We start from the raw sequence: 24,886 nt of genomic DNA, 5'->3' as shown, positions 1-24,886 counted from the left end.
GCGCGGATCGATCGTGCGCGGGGGCCTGTCATCGGCGCACTGCGTCCCCGGAATACGACGCCTGACGAGCTGCGCCGGATTGCCCGGCCCGCTCCCACCGTCGCGCACGGCGCCTTCGTGACCGGCCCGCGGCGTCCGCGGCCGCGCGAACGCCGTGCCCTCGCCGATCGCTTCCATTAATATGCGGGACCGAAAATCCGGGGCGCTCGCCGTTGGCGAGCCATCTGCTCCGCGCCACTACCCGGTCATACGCCGCTGAACGCGCGGCGGCGGGCCGTCGGACGCTGTTGTGCATCGCATGGCGCAGGGCGTCCAGGCGCGCGAGAGCCCCTTCACGAGACTGTCCGATGTCGTCTTCTGATCTTCACGATCGACTTTTTGTCCAGTTGCAGCATGTTTTGCCGAAGCAGGCGCTGACCCGGTTCGCCCAGTTCGTCGCCAACTCGCGCGCGCCATGGACGCGCGGCATCATCCCGTGGTTCATCCGCAAGTACGGCGTGGACATGAGCGAGGCCGCCGATCCGGACCCGACGCATTACGCCTGCTTCAACGATTTTTTCACCCGCGCGCTGCGCGACGGCGTGCGTCCGCTGGCCGACGCGCCCTTCGTGAGCCCGGTCGACGGCTCGGTGATCGACTGCGTGACGCTGCGTGACGCCACCATCCTGCAGGTGAAGGGGCACGCCTACAGTGCGCAGGCGCTGGTGGGCGGCGACGCGTCGTTGGCGGCGCCTTTCGAGGGCGGTGAGGCGATTTCGATCTACCTGAGCCCGAAGGACTACCACCGCATCCACATGCCGTGCGACGGGCGGCTGCGGCGCATGATCCATGTGCCGGGCACGCTGTATTCGGTCAATCCGGCGACGGTGGCCGGTGTGCCCGCGTTGTTCGCGCGCAACGAACGTGTCGTGTGCCTGTTCGATTCGGCGTTCGGACCGTTCGTGCTGACGCTGGTCGGCGCCATGGCGGTCGGCAGCATGCAGACCGTGTGGCATGGCCTGATCAACCCGCCGCGCCCGGGCACGCTGCGCGACTGGCGCTACGACGACCAGGACATCCGGCTCGCGCGCGGCGAGGAGATGGGCCGCTTCCTGCTCGGTTCGACGGTGGTGATGCTGTTCCCGAAGAACGTGTTGCGCGCGCGCGCCGACTGGACGCCCGGTTGCAGCGTGCGCATGGGCGAGCCGATGGCCGAAGCCATCGACATGTCGCACGTGCGCTGACGACGGGCGGGCAGGGCCGCCTGTCGTCCGGTGTCATCAGGGTCCCGCGGCGCTGATGCGGTAGATGCGGTTGTCACTCAGCGACACGACATACAGATTGCCGTCCGGGCCCTGTTCGATGGCGGCGGTGACGCCGAAGCCGCGTCCGATCACCATCGTTTCGCTTTCCGTGCCTTCGAACTTCTGTGACCGGAACAGACTGTCGGCGACCTTGTCGGCCAGCCTCGGGTCGGCGCTGAGATCCAGTGCGTCCCGTGAGGCGGTCAATCTCAGGCGGTAGAGGTTGCCGCCGGTGCCGCCGACCTGTCCGAACGAACGCGCCGAACCGAACCACAGCGTTCCGCTGTAGGCCGCGCCCAGCGCATCGTTGCCGACGAAGGCCAGGCCGGACGGACCGATTTCGTAGCGCCAGCTCAATTCAGGATCCTTGTAGAAGGCGCCGGGCAGCATCAGGAGGCGGGACGCCGCCGCGGCGGACGTGTAGGCCGCCCGCGTCGGCGGGTAGCGCACCTGCTGCAGGGACTGGTTGAACTGGGTCGTCTCGATGGTGCGCCAGTCGCGGATGCGGCCGATCGGGCCGGCGAACTGTACCCATCCGCCATTCATGCCGGGCGGCACGCGATTCATTTCCGCATAGGCGTCGTCGGCGTTTTCGCTCAGCCACAGCGCGCCGGAGATCGGGTCGAACGCCATGCCGAAACCGTTGCGGTGGCCATAGGAAAAGAGCTTCTGGACGTTGGCGCCGACGTCGCCGCCGAGGGATGCGCCAGCCGCGAAGAACGGATTGTCGGCCGGCGCCGTGCCGTCGTCGTTCAGCCGCAGCACCACGCCGGACAGGTGAGCCGCGTCGATGGACGGTCCGCCGAAGGTGTCGTCGACGAGGGGGGCGCGGGTGAACGGTCCGTTGGCGAGGTTCTGCGTCCACCCGCGACGGCCCTGGTCGCCCATGAAGACATAGACCTTGCCGTCGAGGCCGGTGCGGATCACTCCACCGTTGTGATTGCCGTTCTCGGACGGGTTGGCACCGCCGGTCTGCCCGGGCACCAGCACGTTGTCCGTCTGGCGGGCGCGCAGTCGGATCAGGTTGCGGTCGAACGTGAGCGTACTGCCGGTCCATACGAATCGATCGACGCGATTGCCCAGCAGCGGCACGTCGCTGATCACCGTCGAATCGGTGCCGGACTGGCTTTCGGTCCAGAACACATAGACGAAGGGTACGGACGGGAAATTGCGGTCGAACGCCATGCTCAGCAAGCCCCGCTCGCTGGCTGAATTGACTGCCAGATCGAGCACCGGTGTGGCCTGGAGCGCGCCGTCGAGCACCCGCTTGACCTGGCCGCTGGCCTTTTCCAGCACGAAGTAGTTGTCCGCGTCTTCCAGGAAGACGATGCCGATCGGCTGCGTGATGCCGCTGCCCAGCGCGGTCGTCACCTGCAGCGTCGGATCGAGCAGCGTGACCGGCGTGGTGTCGGCCTGCAGCGGCAGAGCGAGCCAGCAGACCGTACAGGCGGTGGCGATCCGGACCGGCTGCAGCCACGATTGAAAAAGGGACTGACGGACTGCATGAAGGATGCGCGACATCGGAACCTCTCCTCAGGGTGGGGGCTTCAGCGGCGGCGCAGCGTGCCGGCCAGTGCGGCCAGCGCAGCCGCCGCCAGCAGCAGCGTCGCCGGTTCGGGCACCGTGTTGCGGTCATCGAAGCGGACGTTGTCGACACCCAGGTTCAACGGGCCGAGATTGTCGGTTTCCGCGAAACGCAGGCGCAGGGTCTGGCCGGCGTGGCTGCCCATCAGCGACGTCAGGTCGTGCGTGATCGTCGTGTAGCCGTCGGGCGGTACGTCGCCGGGCAGGGTGATGAAGAGGTTGGCCAGCACGTCCGACGGGTCCACGCTGAACGGGTCGAGCAGGGCGCTGACCAGCAGGATGTCCACCCGGATCTGCTGGTTCTGCGTGTTCTCGCCGACGATGTCGGTCAGATCGAACAGCAGGCTGTCGGGTGATTCGAATTCGCCCCCGCCATTCAGGATGAACAGGTCGAAATTCAGCACCGCCACGCCAGGGCTGGCGACGAAATCCTGATACAGCAGGTGCGCGCCGGGACCGAAGGCGTCGGTCATCGCGGCGTTGCTGCCCTCGGGCGGCGCCGGAACGGCGACCGGAAACGCCGGATCGCTCAGCGGCGTCTGCGTGCCGGACTGTATGAAGAAGGTGCCGTCGCCCCCGGCCTGGTCAGCGACCGTCCAGCCCGCCAGTCCGGATTCGAAGCCGCCGTTGGTGAGTGTCGGTGCGGCAGTGGCGGTTGCATGCAGCACCGCCAACAGCAGTCCGAGTGCGCCGCGCAGGATCGAGTTGCTCATCCGGTGTGCCTCCACAGTGGGTGGTCCGACGCAAAGGCCGGTCACCATGAAAGCGACGCATGAATCGTTCCCGATCCGGGCACGCCTCGACGAAGCTCGAAGAATCAATGTTTTACATTTCATTCGTGTGCTCAGTGTCCAGGCGCCGGTGTGGCGCTGTAAAGCGGGTCGACATGCTTCATGGGCGAAGCGCCCGGGCGCGCTCGGTAGCGGGGGTGCCCGGGCGCGAAGCAACCCGGCATTTCGGGCCGAGCGTGTGCCGCTGAGGCCGACACGAAATGACGGACGAGGCATTGGACGCCCCGCCTTGAATGCAGCATTCTCGCGATCATCGACATGATCCGGAGACGCGCGTGAACGCCCGTCGTAATGCATTCCGCTGCGTGCGCCTGCTCGTTCTGATCGGTACGGCGACCTGTTCGGCGGGTACGTTTTCGCAGCCGACGGATGCACCGCCCGCTCCGGTCGACGGATCGGTGCGCCCGGCGTTCGAGGTGTCGCGCGGCGGCAGCATCGACGTCGAGGACGGCACGCTGTTCGTGAATCGACGCCGCATCGTGACCTTCCGCGCCACGCTGCTCGACGATGCGCCGGCGGTGCGCGCGCAGCAGGCCGAGGCAACGCTGGAGCGCATGCTGGCCGGCGCAGGTCCGGCGGCCATCACGTTGCTGCGCGAAGGCTCGACCGCCAGCCTGAAGTTCGACGGCGAACGGGTGTTCCATCTGGTGGCTGACGATGTCGGGCCATCTTCCGGCCTGTCGTTCGATGCCGCGGCCGAAGAGGTGCGGCGTCGCCTGCAGGCAGCGGTGCTCGAAGTGCGTGAAAAGGGTGATGCGCGACGCATCGGTGAAGGGCTTGCCAGGTCGGCCGGTGCAACGCTGCTCGCCCTGGTGCTGCTCAAGGGCGTGTTCTGGCTGCGTCGCAAACTGGCGGAGCGGCTCGATCGGCGTCTCGCCGCATGGCAGCAGGACCGATCGGCCGGCGACCTGCTTGCCGCCTACGCCGAGCACGCTCGCCGGGTACTGAGCGCCGTGTCGCGCGGATTGAGCTGGGTCGCCGCCGTGCTCCTGATCGATGCGTGGCTCACCTTCGTGCTGCACCAGTTTGCCTGGTCCCGCCCGTGGGGCGAACGATCGACCGCCTGGCTGCTCGATGTGCTCGCGCAGTTTGCATGGGCCATTGCGGGTGCGATCCCCGGACTGGTGATCGCGGTGCTCATCTTCCTGCTGGCGCGCGTCAGTTCGAAGGCGCTCGGTGCGCTGCTTGAGCGCGTCGAAAGCGGCGAGGCCCGGGTGGCCGGTCTGGACGTTGACACCGCGGGGCCGACCCGCCGCCTCGGCAATCTGATCATCTGGCTTTTTGCGTTGGCGATGGCGTATCCGTATCTGCCCGGTTCGCACAGCGAAGCGTTCAAGGGCGTATCGGTCCTGGCCGGCCTGATGTTGTCGCTCGGTGCTTCCAGCATCGTCGGCCAGGTGCTGTCGGGTTTCAGCCTGATGTATTCCCGTTCGCTGCGTCCGGGCGAATACGTGAAGGCCGGCGACACCGAAGGCACGGTGATGAACATCGGCCTGTTTGCGACCCGGATACACACCGGCATGGGCGAAGAGGTGAGCATTCCGAACGCGGTCATGTTCAGCCAGCCGGTGCGCAACTTCTCCCGCCTGGTGACCGATGGCCGGTTTGTCGTACACACGACGGTCACCATCGGCTACGCCACGCCCTGGCGCCAGGTGCATGCCATGCTGCTCGAAGCCGCGCGGCGCACGCCGGGTGTCGCGCAGACGCCGTCGCCCTATGTGCTGCAGACTGCGCTGTCCGACTTCTATGTCGAATACAGGATGTGCGCGCAGATCGACAAGAGCGCGCCGGCGCGGCGCGCCGAAGCGCTGAACCAGCTGCACGGCAACATCCAGGACGTGTTCAACGAGTACGGCGTGCAGATCATGTCGCCGCACTACATGGCCGATACGCCGACGCCGCAGGTGGTGCCGCAGTCCGGATGGTGGCCCAGTCCGGCACAGCCGCCGCAGGAACCGGAACGCGGCTGACCGGCTGTCTCCTGCGTACGGCCGTGCGCGCCCGGCAATCGGAAGGCGCTTGTCTTCAACCGCGCCTTTCCGCGTGCCATCGCCCATCCGCAATGCGTGCCGGCACTCGACGGCGTCGTGATCATCGTCATCACATGGCTGTCGGTCGGTGACGTGCGGGACGGCAGCGTCTGCGCAGCGCAATCATCGACGCATGATGCGGGCACTCGCAGGGCGGGCGGACCGGACTCGCGTCTGCGCGCGTCCGGTCCGCCGGCGCCGGATGCCCCGCAGTGCGACTCGCCGGCGTCGCTGCAGTCAGAAAATCGAGGAATGCAAGACGCTGTATCTAGTCACGCGGACGCGGTAGCACACTACGGGTACCGTTCTGCTCCACGGATCGATGGCAGCTTCGCAACACTTTCAACTGCGCCGGAAATTGTCCGCAGAATGTGCCGTGGAAAATTGCCAGTGTGCTGCGATCCTTGCCCGGTAAAGGTTTCCGGATGCCTGTCCGGGGCGCTGGCGGCAATGCTGAAAGAATATGCGTCCGGAACGTGTGTCAAAAGGCGGAAAAAAATCTGGACTTTTGTGTGGATTGTTGCTTTAAAAGCTGATGGTTATGTAATACTTTCGGCCCATGAATCAGTCCCTTGTGACGAAATCTTCAAGCCTCTTGTCAGTTGCCGCACTGTCCGGCGATCCGGGTCGCCTGTTTCCGACGGATTCGACCGCTTCCCTCTTGCGCATCACCCCGCATGGTCGATTGCATCCGGCCATTTCATCCGCCCTCCAGCCGTGTCGTCGCCCCGTGCGTGTGTCCCGTCCGCACCGGCTCGGCCGATGTGGTTCCGCATGCATCGCGCAGGTGGAGGCGACGCGGTACATCATCGCCGCCGCGCGTTTGCGGGCGATGGCGAAGGTCGATACACGCGAAGGAATTCACGGTATGGGGCGATCCAGCCTTCATTAGTCTTTTTGAATGTCGTAAGCAGCGTCGGGCTGCATGCGATGACGAACCGGGCACCCGGACGGCATGCGTCGTCCGGGTGCCCTGCGGATCGGTGATCTGCAGGCCGATGCGGAGCGATCTGCTTCGACCGAAAAGTGTTCCTGGCGATGCGCAGGGTGCGCACCGTCGTGAACGGACCTTCCGCCACCGGAGGGGCTGAGGTGCTGTCAATTCCTGTTATCCAGAGGAGAGTAGTCATGGCTGAAGCTGACGCAAAGAAGGGGGCGAAGAAGGCGAGTGCCCCGAGTAAGGCTGCTGCGAAACCTGCAGCGAAGAAGGCCGCACCGGTGAAGGCTGCGGCCAAGCCGGCGGCAAAACCTGCGGCGAAGAAGGCGGCACCGGCAAAGGCTGCGGCCAAGCCGGCGGCAAAGCCCGCTGCGAAGAAGGCGGCACCGGCAAAGGCAGCGGCCAAGCCGGCGGCAAAGCCCGCTGCGAAGAAGGCGGCACCGGCGAAGGCTGCGGCCAAGCCGGCGGCGAAGCCCGCTGCGAAGAAGGCTGCACCGGCAAAGACTGCGGCCAAGCCGGCGGCAAAGCCCGCTGCGAAGAAGGCTGCACCGGCAAAGGCTGCGGCCAAGCCGGCGGCGAAGCCCGCTGCGAAGAAGGCTGCACCGGCGAAGGCTGCGGCCAAGCCGGCAGCGAAGCCCGCTGCGAAGAAGGCTGCACCCGCGAAGGCCGCACCGGCAAAGGCTGCGGCCAAGCCGGCGGCAAAGCCCGCCGTGAAGAAAGCTGCGCCCGCGAAGGCTGCGGTCAAGCCGGCAGCGAAGCCCGCTGCGAAGAAGGTGGCTGCACCGGCTGCGACCAAGGTGGTTTCGAAGTCGTCCGACCCGGCGCCCGCGCCGGCTGCTCCTGCGCCGGCCACGCCGTCGACGGCCGCCACACCGGGCATCAAGTCATCGTTGAATCCGGCTGCAGCATGGCCGTTCCCGACGGGCTCACGTCCGTCCTGAGTGTGTTCTGCTCGCGTGGAGGCCCCCGTGCCTCCACGGTTTTTTTCTGCCTTTCCCCCGTCCCTTTGGTTGCCCCTTCAGGTGCCCGTTTCGCGGCCGCCCTTTCCTGATTGAACGTCATGCGCCGGCGCCCGCCGACATTTCGCTTTACGAAGCTTTACTTGACGAAACTCCGCTGAATCAGCACTATCGCGGCCGGGTTGCTTGGTCGCCCCTCCGGATGAGTGTCCATCACGACAACGTCATCCGCCGTTTCAACGTGGTCCGACAGCGCCTTGCGCTGATCAGACTGTCCAGATGTTCCGGCATATCCCCATGCCGCGAATCATGCGATCGAAAAGCCCCTGTACGCGTGTCAGACGCGCGTCACGGCAACGATCCCTGACAAGGATCCCTCAGACATCCGTCGCACCTCCTTGCGAGGCGACGTGCGGACGTTCGAAAGGAGTGCTGCATGAACAAGCTGTATTCGGTTTTAAAGGGCGTTCTCGCCATCGTCGTTCACTTCGCCCATGGCGGTCTGCTGGCAGTCGGTGTGATGGTCAGCGTATTCATCGGACTGCGCGTATCGGAAGCAGGGCTGACACCGCAGATCATGCCGTCGCTGCCCGAGTTCTCGCTGATCAATGCCATCGAGCCGGCCAGCGGAAACGCGCCTTCATCACTCGACTTCATCATGACGCGTGACGAAGCACCGGCGTCCGGGCAGAAACTGTCCGCTCAGCAGAAGGCCCTGATCGACCAGGTTTCCCGGCGCCATCGCGTGGCCCGTGCCGCGGTCGAGCAATACATCCCGCATATCTATTCCGCGGCCACGCAATACCGGATCGATCCGCTGCTGCTGGTGGCGCTGATCTCCGTCGAGTCGGCATTCAATCCCACCGCCGAGAGCGTGTGGGGTGCGCAGGGACTGACCCAGGTCATCCCGCGCTTCCACCCGGAGAAGCTTGCGCTGCACGGGCCCGACGCGACGCTGCTCGAACCGCGCATCAGCATCCATGTCGGCGCGCAGGTGCTGCGCGAGTACATCCGCTCGGCAGGATCGGTGGAGGGCGGTCTGCAGCGCTATGTCGGTTCGATCGAGGATCCGGATCTCGTCTACTCGAACAAGGTGCTGAACGAGTACCGCCGCCTGCAGGGCCTGTTCGCGCCGCCGATGCAGACGGCACAGGCCGCCATCTGAGGCGTGCGCCTGCCCGGGCGCATGCCCGAAGTTCGATAAGCGGCCGACAACGGTAAACCACAGCCCGCGCCGCGCGCCGAACAGCTAAAATCCTGAGTTTTCGCACTGCACCATGCTCACCCACCAGGTGAGTCGTGGCCGCCGTGTCGTATCACTCGATCGGAGGATTTGCTGTTCATCATGGACGAACATATTCGCGCTGCCGCGCTGGACTACCACCGCAAGCCCGGTCCGGGCAAGATTTCCGTCGTACCGACCAAGGCGCTGACCAATCAGCAGGACCTCTCGCTCGCCTACTCGCCGGGCGTTGCCGCTGCGTGCGAGGAGATCGTTGCCAACCCGCTTGAAGTGAGTTCGCTCACGGCGCGCGGCAACCTGATCGGCGTCATCACCAACGGCACGGCGGTTCTCGGGCTCGGCCCGATCGGTCCGCTCGCCGCCAAGCCGGTGATGGAAGGCAAGGCGGTGCTGTTCAAGAAGTTTGCCAACATCGATGTGTTCGACATCGAACTCGACGAGCGCGACCCGGACAAGCTGGTCGACATCATCGCCAGCATGGAACCGACCTTCGGCGGCATCAACCTCGAAGACATCAAGGCGCCGGAGTGCTTCTACATCGAGCGCAAGCTGCGCGAGCGGATGAAGATCCCGGTCTTCCATGACGACCAGCACGGCACGGCGATCGTCGTCGGCGCCGCAGTGCTCAATGGCCTCAAGGCGGTCGGCAAGGACATCCGCGAAGTCAAACTGGTGACGTCCGGTGCCGGCGCGGCCGCACTGGCCTGCCTCGACCTGCTGGTGCTGCTCGGCATGCCGGTCGAGAACATCTGGGTGACCGACATCAAGGGCGTGGTGTACGAAGGCCGCAAGGAAGACATGGAGCCGCTGAAGGCGCGCTATGCCAAGGTCACCGACGCGCGCACGCTGGGCGACGTGATCGGCGACGCCGACGTGTTTCTGGGCCTGTCGGCCGGTGGAGTGCTGAAGGCCGACATGGTGATGCGCATGGGACCGCGCCCGCTGATTTTCGCGCTGGCCAACCCGACGCCGGAAATCCTGCCGGAAGAGGTGAAGTCGGTGCGCAGCGATGCGGTGATCGCGACCGGACGTTCGGACTACCCGAACCAGGTCAACAACGTGCTGTGCTTCCCCTTCATCTTCCGCGGTGCGCTCGATGTCGGCGCGACCACGATCACCGAGGAAATGAAGCTGGCCGCGGTGCTGGCGATCGCCGAACTGGCACAGGTCGAGCAAAGCGAAATCGTGCGCGCCGCCTACGGCGAGCAGCCGCTGTCGTTCGGGCCGGAATATCTGATTCCGAAGCCTTTCGACCCGCGCCTCATCGTGAAGATCGCGCCGGCCGTGGCGCAAGCCGCGATGGATTCCGGCGTGGCGACGCGCCCGATCGAGGATTTCGAAGCCTATCGCCAGCAGCTGAACAACCTGGTGTGGATATCCGGCCTCGTCATGAAGCCGGTGTTTGCCGAAGCCAAGCGCAACCCGAAACGCATCATCTACGCGGAGGGCGAGGACGAACGCGTGCTGAGCGCGGTGCGCAACGTGGTGGACGAAGGCATGGCGCGACCGATCCTGATCGGCCGCCGTGACGTCGTCCTGTCACGCATCCAGAAGCTGGGGCTGCGGCTGCGACCCGAGGTCGATTTCGAACTGGTCACGCCGGACAATGACCCGCGCTACAAGGAGTTGTGGACGCTGTATCACAGCCTGACCGAGCGCAAGGGCATCTCGGTCGATTACGCCAAGCTCGAAGCGCGCCGCCGCACCACGCTGATCGGCGCGCTGCTGACCCGGTTGGGCTACGCCGACGGTCTGATCTGCGGCACTTTCGGCCACTTCACGCGCCACCTTCAGTTCGTGCGCAATGTGCTGGGCCTCAAGGACGGCCTGAGCAGCTTCTATGCAATGAATCTGCTGAACCTGCCGGGTCGTACCGTCATGCTGTGCGACACCTATGTCAATTACGACCCGACGGCGGCTCAGGTGGTCGAGATGACCGTGCTGGCTGCAGAGGAAGCGCGTCGCTTCGGCATCGAGCCGAAGATTGCGCTGTTGTCGCATTCCAACTTCGGGTCCGACAACACGCCGACGGCCGACAAGATGCGCCGCGCGCTGGAAATGCTGCACGCCGACCACCCGCACCTCGAAGTCGAAGGTGAAATGCACGGCGACGCAGCGCTCGACATTGACATCCGCACGCGCATCTTCCCCAATTCCAGATTGCGGGACGAAGCGAATCTGCTTATCTTCCCGACGCTGGATGCGGCGAACATTTCCTACAACCTGCTGAAGACCGCAGCCGGAGAAGGCATGACGATCGGCCCGATACTGCTCGGTGCCAAGCGTCCGGTGCACATCCTCACGCCGACCGCCACCGTGCGGCGCATCGTGAACATGACAGCACTGACCGTGGTCGAGGCGGGGCAGATACGCTGAAGACCCGCGCAGTGCGCTGACGCACGCATGCCGGCTCGAACCGGCATGCGGCCAGAAGGGGAGGCTTGGTGCAGCAAGCGAGGACGGCGCTGGTGTTGTCCGGGGGGGGCGCGCGCGCCGCCTATCAGGTCGGCGTCCTGTCGGCGGTGCGCGACCTGCTGCCCGACACGCGCATCAATCCCTTTCCCATCCTGTGCGGCACGTCGGCCGGCGCCATCAATGCCGTGTCGCTGGGTGTCTACAGCGAGGACTTCGGCGACGCGGTCGACAACCTGCTGTACATCTGGCGCAATTTTCACGCCGGACAGGTCTATCGCGCCGACAATCTCGGTCTGGCGCGCACCGGTGCCCGCTGGCTGATGGCGCTGATGTTCGGCTGGGCGGTCGACCGCTACCCGAAGTCGCTGCTCGACAACACGCCGCTGCGCGACCTGCTGACCGACCGACTCGATTTCACCCGCATCCAGCGGGCCATCGACCGGGGTGCGCTGTACGCGCTGTCGGTCACCGCTTCGGGCTACACCTCGGGTGACAGCGTGGCCTTTTTCGAAGGCGGCGAGCACATCGAGCCGTGGAAGCGCATGCAGCGCGCCGCCTCGCGCACGCCGCTGAAGGTCGAGCACCTGCTGGCATCCAGCGCCTTGCCGTTCATCTTTCCCGCCACCAAGATCAATCGTGAATACTTCGGTGACGGATCGATGCGCCAGCTCGCACCAATCAGTCCAGCGGTGCATCTGGGCGCAGAACGCATCTTCATCATCGGCGTCAGCCGCATGAACGAAAAGGACCAGCGTCGACGGGGCGACATCTACCCCTCGCTGGCCCAGGTGGCGGGCCACGCGCTGGCCAGTATCTTCCTGGATCAGCTGATGATCGACATCGAGCAGCTGCAGCGCGTGAATGACATTCTCGGCCGCGTACCGGACCATGTGATGGCCGAGATGGGCTTGCCGCTGCGACCGATCGAAACCCTGGTGATCGCGCCGTCGGAGCGGCTCGACGACATCGCGGCGCGCCACGTCGATGCGCTGCCGTTCGGTATCCGCACCCTGCTGGGCGGTATCGGCGGCACCAAGCGTGCCGGTGGCGGCCTGGCCAGCTACCTGCTGTTCGAAAAGCCTTATACCCGGGCGCTGATCGACCTCGGTTACCGCGATACGATGGCGCGCGCGGACGATGTGGTGAACTTCCTCGGCCTCAAGCCGGCGGCGATTGCGCCGTGAATACCTTCGTCACAATCGCGAAACGGCCATAAGAATGCTTTCCATGGCCTTATTTTCGTTTGAAAATTTGCCTTCGACGGGTAGACTCTTCACTCAATCGAATCGCCACCAGGGGTCCTACGCATGCTTCTGAAATACCTGATGGTCAGCTGCACCGCAGTCGTGCTCGGCCTGGGCGTCGCACCGCCCTCCGAAGCCGCCGGCAAAACAACCGCCGCACAGTCCTCCTCGAAGAAAAAGATTGCCAAGGCCGCTCATTCGAAGCGCATCAAGCAGGCCAGCATCAAGAAATCCTCCCGCAAGTCGGTCGCCATGGCGCCGCGCGTTCCCAACGAACCCGATTTCGACGCGCTCGGTCTGCCGAACGTCAAATCCGCATCCGTGCTGGTGCAGGACCAGATTTCGGGTGAAGTGCTGTTCGAACGCAATTCCGACGCCGTGGTGCCGATCGCCTCGATCACCAAGCTGATGACGGCGATGGTTGCGCTGGACGCCCGCCCGGCGCTGGACGAAGTGCTGGTCGTGTCGGAAGAGGACATCGACCAGCTCAAGGGCACACGCTCGCGGCTGGCCGTCGGCACCCGCCTGACGCGCGAGGAAATGCTGCACCTGGCGCTGATGTCGTCGGAAAACCGCGCCTCGTCCGCCTTGTCGCGCCACTACCCGGGTGGTCAGCGCGCGTTCATCGCCGCCATGAACCAGAAGGCGATCGAGCTGGGGCTGGCCGATACGCGCTTCTTCGACAGCACCGGCCTCGACCCGCACAACGTGTCGTCGGCGCGTGATCTGGCCAAGATGGTCGCTGCCTCGTCCACCTATCCGTTGATCCGCGAGTTCTCGACCACGCGCGACGGGTCGTTCGCGGTCAAGGGCAAGACGCTGCACTTCAACAACACCAATGCGCTGGTATCGAGTTCCGACTGGGAAATCGCGTTGCAGAAGACCGGTTTCACCAACGAAGCGGGCAAGTGCCTGGTCATGCAGGCCTGGTTGAACCAGAAGCCGGTGGTCATCGTGCTGCTCGACTCCTGGGGTCGCCTGACCCGTATCGGTGACGCCAACCGCATCCGCCGCTGGGTCGAACACCTGGCGCTACAGGGTGCCGGCGCGGGCTGAATCCCATGAGCAAGCCACCTCCCGGCAGCCGTGGCGAAGTCGGCCTGTTCGTCACCTGCCTGGTGGATCTGATGCGTCCGTCGATCGCATTCGCGGCGCTGAAACTGATCGAGGCGGCCGGTTACACGCCGGTCGTACCCAACACACAGACCTGCTGCGGACAGCCCGGACACAACGCGGGCGACGCGCGCAGCGCGCGCGCGCTGGCGCAGAAGCTGATTGCCGAGTTCGAAGCTTTCCCCTGCATCGTCGCGCCGTCCGGCTCCTGTGCCGGCATGATCCGCACGCACTATCCCCACCTGTTCGATGACGACGATGCCTGGCGCATCCGTGCCGAGGCGCTGGCCGCAAAGACCTTCGAACTGACGCAGTTCCTGGCCGACGTGGCGGGCGTCACCGAGGTGCCGGGCGACTTCGTCGGTGCCGTCACCTATCACGACAGCTGTGCCGGGCTGCGCGAACTGGGCGTCAAGCGCCAGCCGCGCGCGCTGCTCGACCGCATGCCCGGCGTCGAGCAGCGGCCGTTGGACGAGTGCGAGGAGTGCTGCGGCTTCGGTGGCCTGTTTTCGGTCAAGTACCCGGATATTTCCGGTGCCATCGCGCAGCGCAAGTGCGACAACATCCGCGCTTCCGGCGCCGGCACCGTGGCGCTGGGCGATCTGGGCTGCATGATGAATATCGAAGGACGGCTGCGCCGTATCGGTGACGAGGGCACGCAGGTGATCCACATCGCCGAGCTGCTGGCCGGCCGGCTCGACCCGGACTGAGGCGGCGATGGAAATCCGCTCCATGCATTTCGTGTCGCGCGTGCGCCAGCGGCTCGACGACACCGAACTGCAGCGCAACCTGCAGCGCACGCGCGGCCGCAACGCCGCGGCGCGGCTGGCGTCGCTGTCGAGTCTGGACGACTTCGATGCGGTGCGGGCCCGCGCCACCGACATCCGGGCGTCGGTGCTGCGCGATCTCGACGTCTGGCTGGAACGCTTCGAGGCGGAAGCGACGCGCCGCGGCGCCACCGTGCTGTGGGCGCGCGACGGCGACGAGGCCTGCCGGCTGGTGATCGACATTGCGCGCCGGCACGACGTGAAAACCGTCGTCAAGGCCAAATCCATGGTGTCGGAAGAAGCCGGGCTGAACGCCGCACTCGAAGCCGCCGGCATCCGTCCGGTGGAGACCGACCTGGGCGAATACATCCTGCAGATCAACGACAACGAACCACCGTCGCACATCATCATGCCGGTGATCCACAAGTCGAAGGAGCAGGTGTCGGAACTGTTCGCGCGCGTGCATGGCACGGCGGCGAAGACCGACATCGTCGAACTGACGCGCGAGGCGCGCGAAAAGCTGCGGCCGGAATTTCTGGGCGCCGAAATGGGCATCTCCGGCGGCAACTTCCTGATTGCCGAAACCGGGTCGGTCGCCATCGTCACCAATGAAGGCAACGGCCGCATGTGCACCACGATGCCGCGCGTGCACGTCGCGCTGACCGGCATCGAAAAGGTGATTCCGACGCTGGACGATCTGGCGACGCTGATGCGCATCCTGCCGCGCTCGGCCACCGGGCAGGCGATCTCGAATTATGTGTCGCTGCTGACCGGACCGAAGCACGAGGGCGACGCCGACGGACCGGAGCACATGTATTTCGTGCTGGTCGATGGTGGCCGCGCCGATCTGATCGGCGGCGACTTCGAAGCCATGCTGCGCTGCATACGCTGCGGCGCCTGCATGAACCATTGTCCGGTGTACCAGACCATCGGTGGCCATTCCTACGGCTGGGTCTATCCCGGGCCGATGGGTTCGGTGCTGACGCCGCTCTATCAGGGGCTCGAGAAGGCGAAGGATCTGCCGCAGGCGGCCACGCTGTGCAACCAGTGCGGCGTGGTGTGTCCGGTGTCGATTCCGCTGCCCGACCTGATGCGCAAGTTGCGCGAGAAGCAGGTCGACGCCGGCCTGCGACCGTGGAGCGAGCGGCTGTCGATGCGCCTGTGGGCCTGGGTGGCACAGCGTCCGGCACTGTATGCGCGCGGCGTGCGTCTTGCCGTGCGCTATCTGCGCTGGCTCGCCGATGGTCGTGACCGCATCCAGGCCATGGGGGTCGCCCCGGGCTGGACCGCCGAGCGCGACTTTCCGGCACCGGCCGCGCAGAGCTTCCGCGACCAGTATGCGGCGCGTCGCAGGGCAGGGCGATGAGCAGCGCGCGCGACGACATCCTCGGCCGGCTGCGCCAGCGCATCGGGCGCGAACCGGTCGGTACCCTGGCGGCGCGCGAGCGTGTCGAGCAGGTGATCTCCGCGTCGCAGGCCGGGCCGCGCCCGTCGTACGACGGCGATCTGGCGACGCGTTTCATCGAGCGGGCGAAAGCGCTGATTTCCACCGTGGACGAGTGTGCCGCGCCGGCCGAGGTGCCTGCGCGCTGTGCCAGCTGGCTGGCTTTGCAGGGGCTCGGGTGTCGGGTGGTCGTATCCCCTGCGCTGGCCGGGCTGGACTGGGCGGCCAGCGGTCTGGACGTGCGCTTCGGTGCGGCAGCCGGCGACGACCCGGTCGGCATCACCGGCTGCTTCCGTGCCATCGCCGAGACGGGCACGCTGATGTTGTGTTCCGGTGCGCAGTCGCCGGCGGTCAACAGCCTGCTGCCCGAGACGCACATCGCGGTGGTGCCGCGCGAACACATCGTGGCCGACATGGAAGCCGCATTCGCCGTCGCGCGCGACACGCTCGACCCCTGGCCGCGTGCCGTCAACTTCGTGTCCGGTCCGTCGCGTACGGCCGACATCGAACAGACCATCGTGCTGGGCGCCCACGGACCGTACCGGGTGCATCTGCTGATCGTGGGGTGAGCGGCGGAGCAGGGCATGCGCCGAAGGGGCGCTTTGACAGATAATCGCTGCTTTTTGCCACCCCGCGAGCCCGTGGTGGTCATTTGGAGTCATTCTGAATTGAGTCTTTCGAATCGCCTCCGATACGCATTGATGCCATGTCCGTTGCCGCGGAGCGCCCGCAATTGAGGCGGTTCTGCACGCGCTGGCCGTTTGTGCCGCTGGTCTGTGGCGTCGTCCTGACCGCGCAGCCTGCTGTGGCGGCCGACGAGCCCGAGGCGCCGCACCTCGATGATCTGCCGGTCGTGCTGTCGATGACCCGCATGCCGCAGCGCATCGACGATGCGCCGGGTGCGGTCACGCTGATCACGCGCGAAGACATCGAACGTCTCGGCTATCGCCGTCTGACCCAGGTGCTGCGCCTGGTACCCGGCATGAACGTGATGAGCGACACCGGACACTCGCCGGCGGTGTTCTATCACGGCCTGGGTTCGCTGAATCCGAACCGCATGCAGGTGCTGATCGATGGCCGGTCGGTCTATTCGCCCTATCTGTTCGGTTACGTGGACTGGGACGCCCTGCCGCTGACGATGGAAGAGATCGAGCGGATCGAGGTGGTCCGTGGCTCGAATGCCACCACCTATGGCTCGAACGCCGTGGCGGGCGTGGTCAACATCGTCACGCGCAGCAGCCAGGACGGTCCGCGCTCCAGCATTTCGGTCAGCCGCGGCAATCGCGATGTGGCCGATGCGTCGATGCGTCTGCGGCACAGCTTCGGACCGTTGAGCATCGCGCTCAACGCCCGCACCATGGGCGACGCCGGTTTCGACGATCGCTACGATGATGCGCGGCTGAATTCAATGACCTTCCGCGCCGACCTGACGCTGAACAGCTCGGACGAAATCAACCTGACGGCCGGACAGAACAAGAGTCGCCGCGAGCTGGGTTATCCATACGGCGTGACCGGCAACAGCGCGAACGAGAACGGCTTCCGCGAATCGCGTACCGACAACCGGTTCCTGCACCTGCGCTTCCGGCGGCTGGTATCGACCGACAACGAATGGTCGGTGAGCTACTACCGCAACGAGGACCGCGGGCGCGAGGAGTGGTTCGGTGAAGCGGCCGACGTGGTGAATCAGGGGCTCATCGATGCCGGCTTTCCGTTTTTTTCCATCGGTTCGCTGCCGCTGCCCATCGACTACAACCGCTCGGCCACCCGGCAGAACATCGATTTCCAGCACAGCTTCGTTCCGGCGCCGGACTGGCGGGTGGCCTGGGGCGCCGAACTGCGCCACGAAGAGTTGAAGTCGGATCGCATGTTCTTCCTGACCGGCCGCGAATCCGACGGCTTCGTGCGCGTGTCGGCGAATGTCGAATGGCGGCCGAGCGAACGGTGGACCCTGAATGCAGGCAACATGATCGAGCGCTTCCGCGATCGCAGCCCGCAGGCATCGCCGCGCCTGTTCGCGACCTGGCATGCGACACCCAACCATGCCCTGAAGGCCGGTGTCAGCCGCGCATACCGTCATCCCGCGCTGATCGAAACGCGGGGTGATTCCCGTTTCATCTATCCGGAAGTGGCGGCCGCACTGACCGCACTCGACCCGGTGGCGGGGCCGCTGCTGGCGGCCGGATTCCAGCAGGGGCGGTCGCGGCGCACCTTCGTCGGCACGCCCTCGCTGCAGCCGGAACGGCTGGATTCCGTCGAATTCGGCTATGTCGGCCAGTTCGGCCCCTCCACGCTCGAAGTGCGTGCCTTTCACGAGCGCTTCAACCACCTTGTCACCGAAGCGCGCTATCGCGACAACGACTACCTTGAAACCGGCGTGACCTTCATCGAGGGCGACGCGGTCACCATACAGGGAGTCGAATATCAATATCGCTATCGCGGCAACGGGCGCGAAATCTGGTTTTCCCAGGCCATTCCGCGCATCCGCTCCGATGCCACCTGCAATCCGCGGCGCGTCTGCTACGGCGACACCGTGCCGTCGTCGACCTGGTCGCTGACCTGGTTCGAGGCGCTGCCGCGCGACTGGTCGATCTCGGCCACGCTGCATGGCGTCAATTCCGCCCGCTGGTTCAGCGGCAGCGAACGGGTCGACAGCTATCAGACGCTGGATGCGCGCATCGCGAAGAAATTCCGCAGTGGCGGCACCTTGTGGGAAGCCGCGTTTGCGGTGACCGACATCGGACCCCGCTACGAAACCTTCAACGATGACCAGGGCAGCCGCACCCCGTTCAATGCAGTCGGCCGGCAGGCACGGCTGACGCTGCGTACCAGCTGGTACTGAGCACGGGCCCGCAACGGGCTTCGCGTATCATGAGTGCGGTAAATTTCCGCGCTCGGCGCGTGTGGGGGGCACAGGGTGCGGAGTCGTTTCGGACTCGATCGCCTCGGCTTTCGCAGTCGGGTACTGGTCGCCGCGCTGCTGCCCTCGGTGGCCATTGCGCTCGCACTGGCGGTTCATTTCACCAGTACGCGCATCGACGACATCGAGCAGTCGCTGATCGACCGCGCCGCGCTGCTGACCGGCAGCCTCGCGCCAGCCTCCGAATACGGGCTTTTCGTCGGCAATCTCGACATCCTGCAGTCGCTGGCCGATTCGATGATGCGCGAACGCGGCGTGGACGGCGTACTCATCGTCGATCGCGACCAGCTCGTTCTGGCGCGCGCAGGGCAGGTCAGTGACCCGCCCGTGGACGCCACACGCGGTCTCGCCCGGACCGCGCGCCTGCAGAGCAGCGATCGCTTCCATCAGTTTGCCGCGCCGGTGTTTTCTGCCCAGGGACCGACGGATCTGCTGCTCGACGATCAACTGGCGCCGTCCGGGCCCTTGCGACTCGGTACCGTGGTGGTTCAGGTGTCGCGTTTCGGCAGTGCGCAGGCGCGGCGCGAACTGATCACCAGTGCCGTCCTGATCACCGCCGGTGGCCTGCTGCTGGCCGGCCTGTTCGCCCGCTTCCTGTCGGACGGCGTGACCGCACCGGTGCGTGCGCTGGCGGAAACCGTGCAGCGCATCGAGAAGGGCGACTTTTCGGTGCGCGCGCGTACCGGTGCGCGCGGCATCCTGCAGGTGCTCGAAGACGGCATCAACCGCATGGCGGTCGCGCTGCAGACGGCGCGCGCCGGGCTGGAGGAGCGGGTGCATGACGCCACCGCCCAGCTGCAGCAGCAAAAGGAAGTGGCCGAGCAGGCCAGCCGCGCCAAGACGCAGTTCGTCGATGCATTGCTGCATGACCTCAGCCAGCCGCTGATGGCCATGGGTCTGGACATCCGCACGCTGAAGCTGCGCCTGCGCGACGATGAAAGCGCAGGCCTGCTGTCGCGGCTCGAACGGTCCTCGCTGAAGCTGGAGAACATGCGCGATGTGCTGCTCGATGTGGCGCGGCTCGAGTCGGGGGCCACGCAGCCGCGTCTGACCGACTTTCCGCTCATCCGCGTGTTCGACAGCCTGCGTGTCACCTTCGAGGCGCAGGCCGCGGAGAAGGGGCTGCGCTTCGAGCTGCATCCGACGCGGGCGTGGTGCCGCTCCGACCCGTTGCTGCTCGAACGCGTGCTGGCCAATCTGGTGTCGAATGCGCTGCGCTACACCACGCGCGGCACGGTGTTCGCCGGCGTGCGCATGCTCGACGACGGCCGCCTGCGCATCGAGGTGCGCGACAGCGGTCAGGGCATACCGGCCGACCGCATCGACGACGTGTTCGAGGAATTCGTGCGCCTGCCCGGCGCCGACCCGGGCGCGGGCGGGCTGGGCATGGGGCTGGGGCTGACCATCGTGAAGCGTCTGTGCGCCCTGCTCGGGCATGAAGTGAAGGTGCGCTCGCGCCCCGGGCGCGGATCAACCTTCAGCGTTGCGCTGCCCCGGGTACGCGCCTGGGTGCAGGCGCCGGTGGCCGAACCGCTGCATGGGCTGGTTCGCCTGGCCGGATGCCGGGTGGCACTGATCGACGACGATGCCGCGGTGCTGCAGTCGCTGCAGTCGCTGCTCAGCTCGGTCGGCATCGACGTGATTGCCGGTACCTCGCCCGATTTCGTGCTGCGTCAGCTCAGGCAGGCCGGCGCACCGGCCTTCATCATCAGCGATTACCAGCTGGGAGACGGGCTGGACGGACTGAATGCGGTGCTGACGCTGCGGCGCGAACTGGGCGATGACATTCCGGCGCTGGTGATGACCGGGCTGGCTGCCACGCGCGAACTCGAAATCGAACTGGAAGGGCATGGCATTCCGCTGGTCGCCAAACCGGTGCGTCCGATCGTGCTCGACGCGGTGATCGGCGGCATGCTCGACGCGGCCGATGATCCGGACACCTGACGGGCTGCGAGGCCTTCAGGTTCATTCCTTGGCCGGGCGGCGGGGCAGCTTCACACCCATCTTCGACAGCGCAAACACCGCCTGCGTCCGGTTGCGGACGTCCAGCAGGCGCAGGATGGCCGAAATGTGCGTCTTGCAGGTGCCATCGGAAATGCCCAGTTCGCGGCAAATCAGCTTGTTCGGCAGGCCTTCGATCATCAGCGTCAGCACTTCGATCTGGCGCCGCGTCAAGCCGATGTCGGCAAGATCCTGAATGCTCGGGCGCAGCGGCTGGTCGGCGCCATGGTCGTCCAGCACCTGCTGCGGCACATAGATGCCGCCCTTCATCACCAGCTGCAGCGCGCTGACCAGAATCGCCGTGTTCGAGCTCTTGGAGATGAAACCCATGGCGCCCTGATCGATGGCTCGGGTGATGGTGTCGCGGTCGTCCTGAGCCGAAATCACCACCACCGGCACGTCCGGAAACTCCTGGCGCAGTTCGGTCAGCAGCGAGGTCCCCTCGGCGTCCGGCAGATTGAGGTCCAGCAGCACCAGATCGGGGCGCAAACCGCTGCGCAGCATGGACAATGCGCGGGACGCAAGCAGTGCGCACCGGATGTCCGGCTCGCTGTCTATGCCGGAGAGCACGCTGCGCAGCCCCTCCACGATCAGGGGCTGGTCTTCGATGATCATGACCTGCATGCCAAGTCCCGTCGCAATGAGATGGCGCGAGTGTACCTGCGGCGCATCGCCGGTGCTTGATCGTAAGCATATAACTTGAAAGGGAATAACCTTGAATCACGGCTTGATACTGTTCGGACACGGCTCGCGCGATCCGGAATGGGCCCGCCCCCTGCGCGAGGTGGCGGCGCGGCTGGCCGGTGCGCCGTCGGCGCCGCGCGTCGAACTCGCTTTTCTCGAATTCCTCGAACCCACGCTCGAACAGGCCTGCGACCGGCTGGTCGCCGATGGCGTGACGCGCATTGCCGTGGTGCCGATGTTCATCGCACAGAGCGGCCATGTGCGGCGTGACCTGCCGGCGCAGGTCGATGCAGCGCGCGCGCGCCATCCCTCGCTGCACATCGAACTGGCCACTGCGGTGGGTGAGGATGCGCGGGTGCAGCAGGTGATGGCCGAAGTGGCCCTGGCCGCCCTGGCCGCCCTGGCCGGCTGAACGGGTTCAAGACCCGGCGCAGCAGGCCGTTAGCACTGCCAGAGGTCGGGTGCCATCAGGTTTGACGGGATTCCGGCCGCAGACTTCCGGAGCCTTGCATGCCCAGTGTGTCAGCGAAAGTTCGCGTGCTTGTCGTCGACGACGAGCCCTTCAACCTTGAAATCATCCGGGAGTATCTGGACGCCCCCGGATTCGAGCTGACCATGGCTCACGACGGTGTCGAAGCGTGGGCGCTGCTCGAGGAGGTCGAGCGCGAATTCGATCTTCTGGTGCTGGACCGCATGATGCCGCGCCTTGACGGCATGGAGGTGCTGCGCCGCGTGCAGCGCACGCCGCGTCTGCGCGGGATGCCGGTCATCATGCAGACGGCCGCCGCCACCCCGGACCAGGTGCGCGAAGGGCTCGAAGCGGGCGCGCGCTATTACCTCACCAAGCCGTACGAGCCGGATGCGCTGCTCGCCATCGTCAAGTCCGCACTCGACGAAGTTCGCCGCACGCGCGAGATTCTGCTGCAGGTCGAAGACATGCGCCGCGCCATGTGCATGCTCACCCGGGCCGAGTTCGAATTCGCCACGCTGCAGCAGGCGACCGAGTTGTCGACGCTGGCTTCGCTGGCGGCACCGCAACCGGAAAACATCGTGATGGGCCTGAGCGAACTGCTGATCAACGCGATCGAACACGGCAATCTGGGCATCACGTACGCCGAGAAATCGCGCCTGCGCCTGGAAGACCGCTGGCAGGAGGAGGTCGAACGCCGCCTGCTGTTGCCGCAGAACGCGGGCAAGCGGGCGCGCCTGACGGTCGAACGCTCGGCAGTGGAAGTGCGTTTCACGGTCTTCGATGAAGGCCGCGGTTTCGACTACACACGTTATCTCGACTTCGATCCGGAGCGCGCCTTCGATCCGAATGGCCGCGGCATCGCCATGGCGCGCCAGCTCTCCTTCAAGCGGCTCGAATACATCGGATCCGGCAACGTGGTCAGCGCAGCGGTGGATTTGAAATGAGCCATACGCAAGTCAATGCTGACGACCTGACCTTACTGGTCGATCAGCCGCCGGTGCGACCGATGACGGTGCTGGTCGTTGACGACACCCTGATCGGCCGCGCAACCGTCAGCGCGCTGGTGCGTCGCCTCGGCTATCGCTGCATCGAAGCATCGGACGGCGCCGCTGCGCTGCAGGCCTTCCGCAGCGTGCGCCCCGATATCGTGCTGATGGACGTTGTCATGCCCGGCATGGATGGCCTGCAGGCCACGCGCGAACTGCGCCGCTTGTGCGCCGGTACCTGGCTGCCCATCCTGCTGCTGTCGGCGCGTTCCGACGACGAAGACATGATTGCCGGTCTGGAGGCGGGCGCCGACGATTACCTGAGCAAGCCGATCCGGCGCGCCATCCTTGCGGCCAAGCTCGCTGCCTTCGCCCGTCAGCTGGCACTGCAGGCCGACATGAACAATTACCGCGCCGAGCAGGAAGCGGAAATCGAGTTCGCGCGCGGCGTCATCGAGCGCCAGGTGAAGGGCAAGGCGGTCGCCGATTCGCGCGTACGCTATTCGGTGATCCCCACGACGCTGTTCTCCGGCGACATCGTTGCCGTGTCGCGCTCGCATTCCGGTGCGCTCTATGCGCTGCTGGCCGATGCCACCGGTCACGGACTGGCCGCAGCGATCAGCGTGCTGCCGGTGCTGCAGGTCTTTTTCGGCATGGCGGCCAAGAATCTGTCGCTCGGCCTGATGGCCAGCGAAATCAACCGCCACCTGATGTCGTCGCTGCCGGTCGGCCGCTTCGTCGCGGCCAGCATGGTCAGACTGGGCGATGGCTTCGGCGAGCTGTGGGTCGGCGGTACGCCGGAGGTCCTGTGGCTTGACACGCAGGGCGAGGTGAAAGAGCGATTCGCGTCAGCCAATCTGCCGCTGGGCATCGACGCCGATGATCCGGTCAATGTCCCGCCGCGCCATTTCCGCTGGACGCCGGGCGACCAGCTCGTGCTGTGTTCGGACGGACTGCTCGAGGCGCAGTCACCGGGTGGTGAAGCGTTCGGCAGCCCTCGCCTCGAAGCGGTGTTGAAGGTTGCTGTGCCCACGCAACGCCACGATGCGGTGCGCAAGACGCTCGATATGCATCTGGACGGGGCATCGGCGCACGACGACGTGTCCCTGATGGTGATCAATCTCGAATGAAACCCGCGCCGAACGGCGCACGCACATCGACAGGGTTCACTGTGCCCGCTGTTCCGGCACGTTGGCACAGCGATTGCATGCCACGGTCAACCCGAATTTCGAATGTTGCTCCATGGCTGTCCTCAATGTGCTGGTGGTCGATGAATCGCGCAAGCGCGCAGCGGAAATCTGTGCCGGGCTCGCCTGCGCCGGTTATCAGGTTGCCGCCGTGCTGTCGAGCGCCTACGACCTGCACCTCAAGGTCGAAGAGCTCAAACCCGACGTCATCCTGATCCAGACCGATTCGCCCTCGCGCGACACGCTGGAACACATGGCCGCGATGGACCGAGAAATGCCACGTCCGGTCATCGTGTTCGCCAACGAATCCGACAGCAAGACCATCCGTCGGGCCATGAAGGCCGGCGTGTCGGCCTATGTGGTCGATGGGCTGGAAGCCAAGCGCATCAAGCCCATCATCGATGTAGCCCTGGCGCAGTTCGAGGAACACCAGGAACTGCGGCGCGCGCGCGACGAGGCGCGGCAGAAGCTGTCCGACCGCATCACGATCGACCGCGCCAAGGGCGTGCTGATGAAGCTGCGCGGTATCGAGGAAGACGCCGCTTATCACACGCTGCGCAAGCTGGCGATGGAGCGCGGCAAGACCATTGCCGCCGTGTCCGAAGACCTGCTTGCGACCGCCCGCCTGCTCGGCTGACGCGGCGCCGGTGGCATCCGCCCCGGCACCTGCAGCCGGCGGCATCCTGGTTTGAATGCACGCTGCGCCGAGGTCCGTCACCGCTGTTCGTCATGGTGCGCGACCCTGGGCTGCTGCACCGCACAAGTGCGGCCTGATGATGAAGCGTGCGAAACGCTGTCGGCTGTCGCAGCCAAAACCGTTTCAAAA

At 65.8% G+C, this 24,886-nt stretch carries 19 protein-coding genes; 15 read left to right on the top strand and 4 right to left on the bottom strand.

The genetic code is table 11. The annotated features are described in order from the left end of the window. Positions 1–347 precede the first annotated feature (347 nt). Complete coding sequence (gene asd, locus ACTIFF_RS16665) at positions 348–1,223, top strand: archaetidylserine decarboxylase (protein ID WP_439537844.1); 876 nt, start codon at positions 348–350, stop codon at positions 1,221–1,223. 36 nt (positions 1,224–1,259) lie between these two features. On the opposite strand, the gene ACTIFF_RS16660 is transcribed toward asd, so the two are convergent. Together ACTIFF_RS16660 and ACTIFF_RS16655 are read right to left on the bottom strand one after the other, a co-directional pair. Continuing rightward, entirely contained in the window at positions 1,260–2,804 is a 1,545-nt protein-coding gene (locus ACTIFF_RS16660; RefSeq protein ID WP_439537843.1) for a PQQ-dependent sugar dehydrogenase, read from the bottom strand. Between the two features lie 26 nt (positions 2,805–2,830). Continuing rightward, positions 2,831–3,580: a PEP-CTERM sorting domain-containing protein gene (locus ACTIFF_RS16655; protein WP_439537842.1), complete on the bottom strand. Its 750-nt coding sequence runs from the start codon at positions 3,578–3,580 to the stop codon at positions 2,831–2,833. Positions 3,581–3,933: 353 nt separating this feature from the next. Between ACTIFF_RS16655 and ACTIFF_RS16650 the strand changes: the two genes are divergently transcribed. Further along, positions 3,934–5,631, top strand: a complete 1,698-nt coding sequence (locus ACTIFF_RS16650; RefSeq protein WP_439537841.1) for a mechanosensitive ion channel family protein — start codon at positions 3,934–3,936, stop codon at positions 5,629–5,631. Between the two features lie 866 nt (positions 5,632–6,497). Here ACTIFF_RS16650 and ACTIFF_RS16645 read toward each other — a convergent pair. Continuing rightward, positions 6,498–7,508 (bottom strand): hypothetical protein, encoded by a 1,011-nt coding sequence (locus ACTIFF_RS16645; protein WP_439537840.1) that lies wholly within the window; start codon positions 7,506–7,508, stop codon positions 6,498–6,500. Between the two features lie 515 nt (positions 7,509–8,023). Here ACTIFF_RS16645 and ACTIFF_RS16640 point away from each other — a divergent pair. From ACTIFF_RS16640 to ACTIFF_RS16600, 9 genes are all read left to right on the top strand, one after another. Continuing rightward, a complete protein-coding gene (locus tag ACTIFF_RS16640; protein WP_439537839.1) occupies positions 8,024–8,752 on the top strand; it encodes a transglycosylase SLT domain-containing protein in 729 nt (242 codons plus the stop codon). A gap of 180 nt (positions 8,753–8,932) precedes the next feature. Next, positions 8,933–11,206, top strand: coding sequence for an NADP-dependent malic enzyme (locus ACTIFF_RS16635; protein ID WP_439537838.1), 2,274 nt, complete (start codon positions 8,933–8,935; stop codon positions 11,204–11,206). Between the two features lie 95 nt (positions 11,207–11,301). Next, positions 11,302–12,429: a patatin-like phospholipase family protein gene (locus ACTIFF_RS16630; protein WP_439537883.1), complete on the top strand. Its 1,128-nt coding sequence runs from the start codon at positions 11,302–11,304 to the stop codon at positions 12,427–12,429. A gap of 123 nt (positions 12,430–12,552) precedes the next feature. Continuing rightward, entirely contained in the window at positions 12,553–13,545 is a 993-nt protein-coding gene (gene pbpG / locus ACTIFF_RS16625) for a D-alanyl-D-alanine endopeptidase (RefSeq protein ID WP_439537837.1), read from the top strand. 5 nt (positions 13,546–13,550) lie between these two features. Continuing rightward, positions 13,551–14,312 carry a (Fe-S)-binding protein gene (locus ACTIFF_RS16620; protein ID WP_439537836.1) on the top strand — a complete coding sequence of 254 codons (762 nt, stop codon included), beginning with the start codon at positions 13,551–13,553 and terminating at the stop codon, positions 14,310–14,312. Between the two features lie 7 nt (positions 14,313–14,319). Next, on the top strand, positions 14,320–15,735 hold the full coding sequence (locus ACTIFF_RS16615) for a LutB/LldF family L-lactate oxidation iron-sulfur protein (protein ID WP_439537835.1): 1,416 nt from the start codon (positions 14,320–14,322) through the stop codon (positions 15,733–15,735). Further along, entirely contained in the window at positions 15,732–16,382 is a 651-nt protein-coding gene (locus ACTIFF_RS16610) for a LutC/YkgG family protein (RefSeq protein ID WP_439537834.1), read from the top strand. Before ACTIFF_RS16615 ends, ACTIFF_RS16610 begins: the two co-directional genes overlap by 4 nt. A 137-nt stretch (positions 16,383–16,519) precedes the next feature. Next, complete coding sequence (locus ACTIFF_RS16605) at positions 16,520–18,652, top strand: TonB-dependent receptor plug domain-containing protein (protein WP_439537833.1); 2,133 nt, start codon at positions 16,520–16,522, stop codon at positions 18,650–18,652. Between the two features lie 75 nt (positions 18,653–18,727). Further along, complete coding sequence (locus ACTIFF_RS16600; RefSeq protein WP_439537832.1) at positions 18,728–20,674, top strand: ATP-binding protein; 1,947 nt, start codon at positions 18,728–18,730, stop codon at positions 20,672–20,674. 21 nt (positions 20,675–20,695) lie between these two features. On the opposite strand, the gene ACTIFF_RS16595 is transcribed toward ACTIFF_RS16600, so the two are convergent. Next, a complete protein-coding gene (locus tag ACTIFF_RS16595) occupies positions 20,696–21,355 on the bottom strand; it encodes a response regulator (protein WP_439537831.1) in 660 nt (219 codons plus the stop codon). A 91-nt stretch (positions 21,356–21,446) separates the two neighbouring features. Between ACTIFF_RS16595 and ACTIFF_RS16590 the strand changes: the two genes are divergently transcribed. The 4 genes from ACTIFF_RS16590 to ACTIFF_RS16575 all read left to right on the top strand — a co-directional run bounded on the left by ACTIFF_RS16590 (position 21,447) and on the right by ACTIFF_RS16575 (position 24,697). Beyond that, a complete protein-coding gene (locus ACTIFF_RS16590) occupies positions 21,447–21,827 on the top strand; it encodes a sirohydrochlorin chelatase (RefSeq protein WP_439537830.1) in 381 nt (126 codons plus the stop codon). 98 nt (positions 21,828–21,925) lie between these two features. Next, positions 21,926–22,831 carry a response regulator gene (locus tag ACTIFF_RS16585; RefSeq protein WP_439537829.1) on the top strand — a complete coding sequence of 302 codons (906 nt, stop codon included), beginning with the start codon at positions 21,926–21,928 and terminating at the stop codon, positions 22,829–22,831. Next, positions 22,828–24,003: a SpoIIE family protein phosphatase gene (locus ACTIFF_RS16580; protein ID WP_439537828.1), complete on the top strand. Its 1,176-nt coding sequence runs from the start codon at positions 22,828–22,830 to the stop codon at positions 24,001–24,003. The genes ACTIFF_RS16585 and ACTIFF_RS16580 overlap by 4 nt, the downstream gene beginning before the upstream one ends. A 112-nt stretch (positions 24,004–24,115) precedes the next feature. Further along, positions 24,116–24,697 (top strand): ANTAR domain-containing response regulator, encoded by a 582-nt coding sequence (locus tag ACTIFF_RS16575; RefSeq protein ID WP_439537827.1) that lies wholly within the window; start codon positions 24,116–24,118, stop codon positions 24,695–24,697. Positions 24,698–24,886 lie beyond the last annotated feature (189 nt).

This window comes from Methyloversatilis sp. (assembly GCF_051861465.1).
GTDB lineage: Bacteria > Pseudomonadota > Gammaproteobacteria > Burkholderiales > Rhodocyclaceae > Methyloversatilis.
This window is presented reverse-complemented; position numbering and strand designations above follow the sequence as displayed.

Coding starts and splice junctions, on each gene's coding strand:
- asd (WP_439537844.1), top strand. CDS start 348: ATGTCGTCTTCTGATCTTCACGATCGACTTTTTGTCCAGTTGCAGCAT.
- ACTIFF_RS16660 (WP_439537843.1), bottom strand. CDS start 2,804: ATGTCGCGCATCCTTCATGCAGTCCGTCAGTCCCTTTTTCAATCGTGG.
- ACTIFF_RS16655 (WP_439537842.1), bottom strand. CDS start 3,580: ATGAGCAACTCGATCCTGCGCGGCGCACTCGGACTGCTGTTGGCGGTG.
- ACTIFF_RS16645 (WP_439537840.1), bottom strand. CDS start 7,508: ATGCCCGGTGTGGCGGCCGTCGACGGCGTGGCCGGCGCAGGAGCAGCC.
- ACTIFF_RS16640 (WP_439537839.1), top strand. CDS start 8,024: ATGAACAAGCTGTATTCGGTTTTAAAGGGCGTTCTCGCCATCGTCGTT.
- ACTIFF_RS16635 (WP_439537838.1), top strand. CDS start 8,933: ATGGACGAACATATTCGCGCTGCCGCGCTGGACTACCACCGCAAGCCC.
- pbpG (WP_439537837.1), top strand. CDS start 12,553: ATGCTTCTGAAATACCTGATGGTCAGCTGCACCGCAGTCGTGCTCGGC.
- ACTIFF_RS16620 (WP_439537836.1), top strand. CDS start 13,551: ATGAGCAAGCCACCTCCCGGCAGCCGTGGCGAAGTCGGCCTGTTCGTC.
- ACTIFF_RS16615 (WP_439537835.1), top strand. CDS start 14,320: ATGGAAATCCGCTCCATGCATTTCGTGTCGCGCGTGCGCCAGCGGCTC.
- ACTIFF_RS16610 (WP_439537834.1), top strand. CDS start 15,732: ATGAGCAGCGCGCGCGACGACATCCTCGGCCGGCTGCGCCAGCGCATC.
- ACTIFF_RS16605 (WP_439537833.1), top strand. CDS start 16,520: ATGTCCGTTGCCGCGGAGCGCCCGCAATTGAGGCGGTTCTGCACGCGC.
- ACTIFF_RS16595 (WP_439537831.1), bottom strand. CDS start 21,355: ATGCAGGTCATGATCATCGAAGACCAGCCCCTGATCGTGGAGGGGCTG.
- ACTIFF_RS16585 (WP_439537829.1), top strand. CDS start 21,926: ATGCCCAGTGTGTCAGCGAAAGTTCGCGTGCTTGTCGTCGACGACGAG.
- ACTIFF_RS16580 (WP_439537828.1), top strand. CDS start 22,828: ATGAGCCATACGCAAGTCAATGCTGACGACCTGACCTTACTGGTCGAT.
- ACTIFF_RS16575 (WP_439537827.1), top strand. CDS start 24,116: ATGGCTGTCCTCAATGTGCTGGTGGTCGATGAATCGCGCAAGCGCGCA.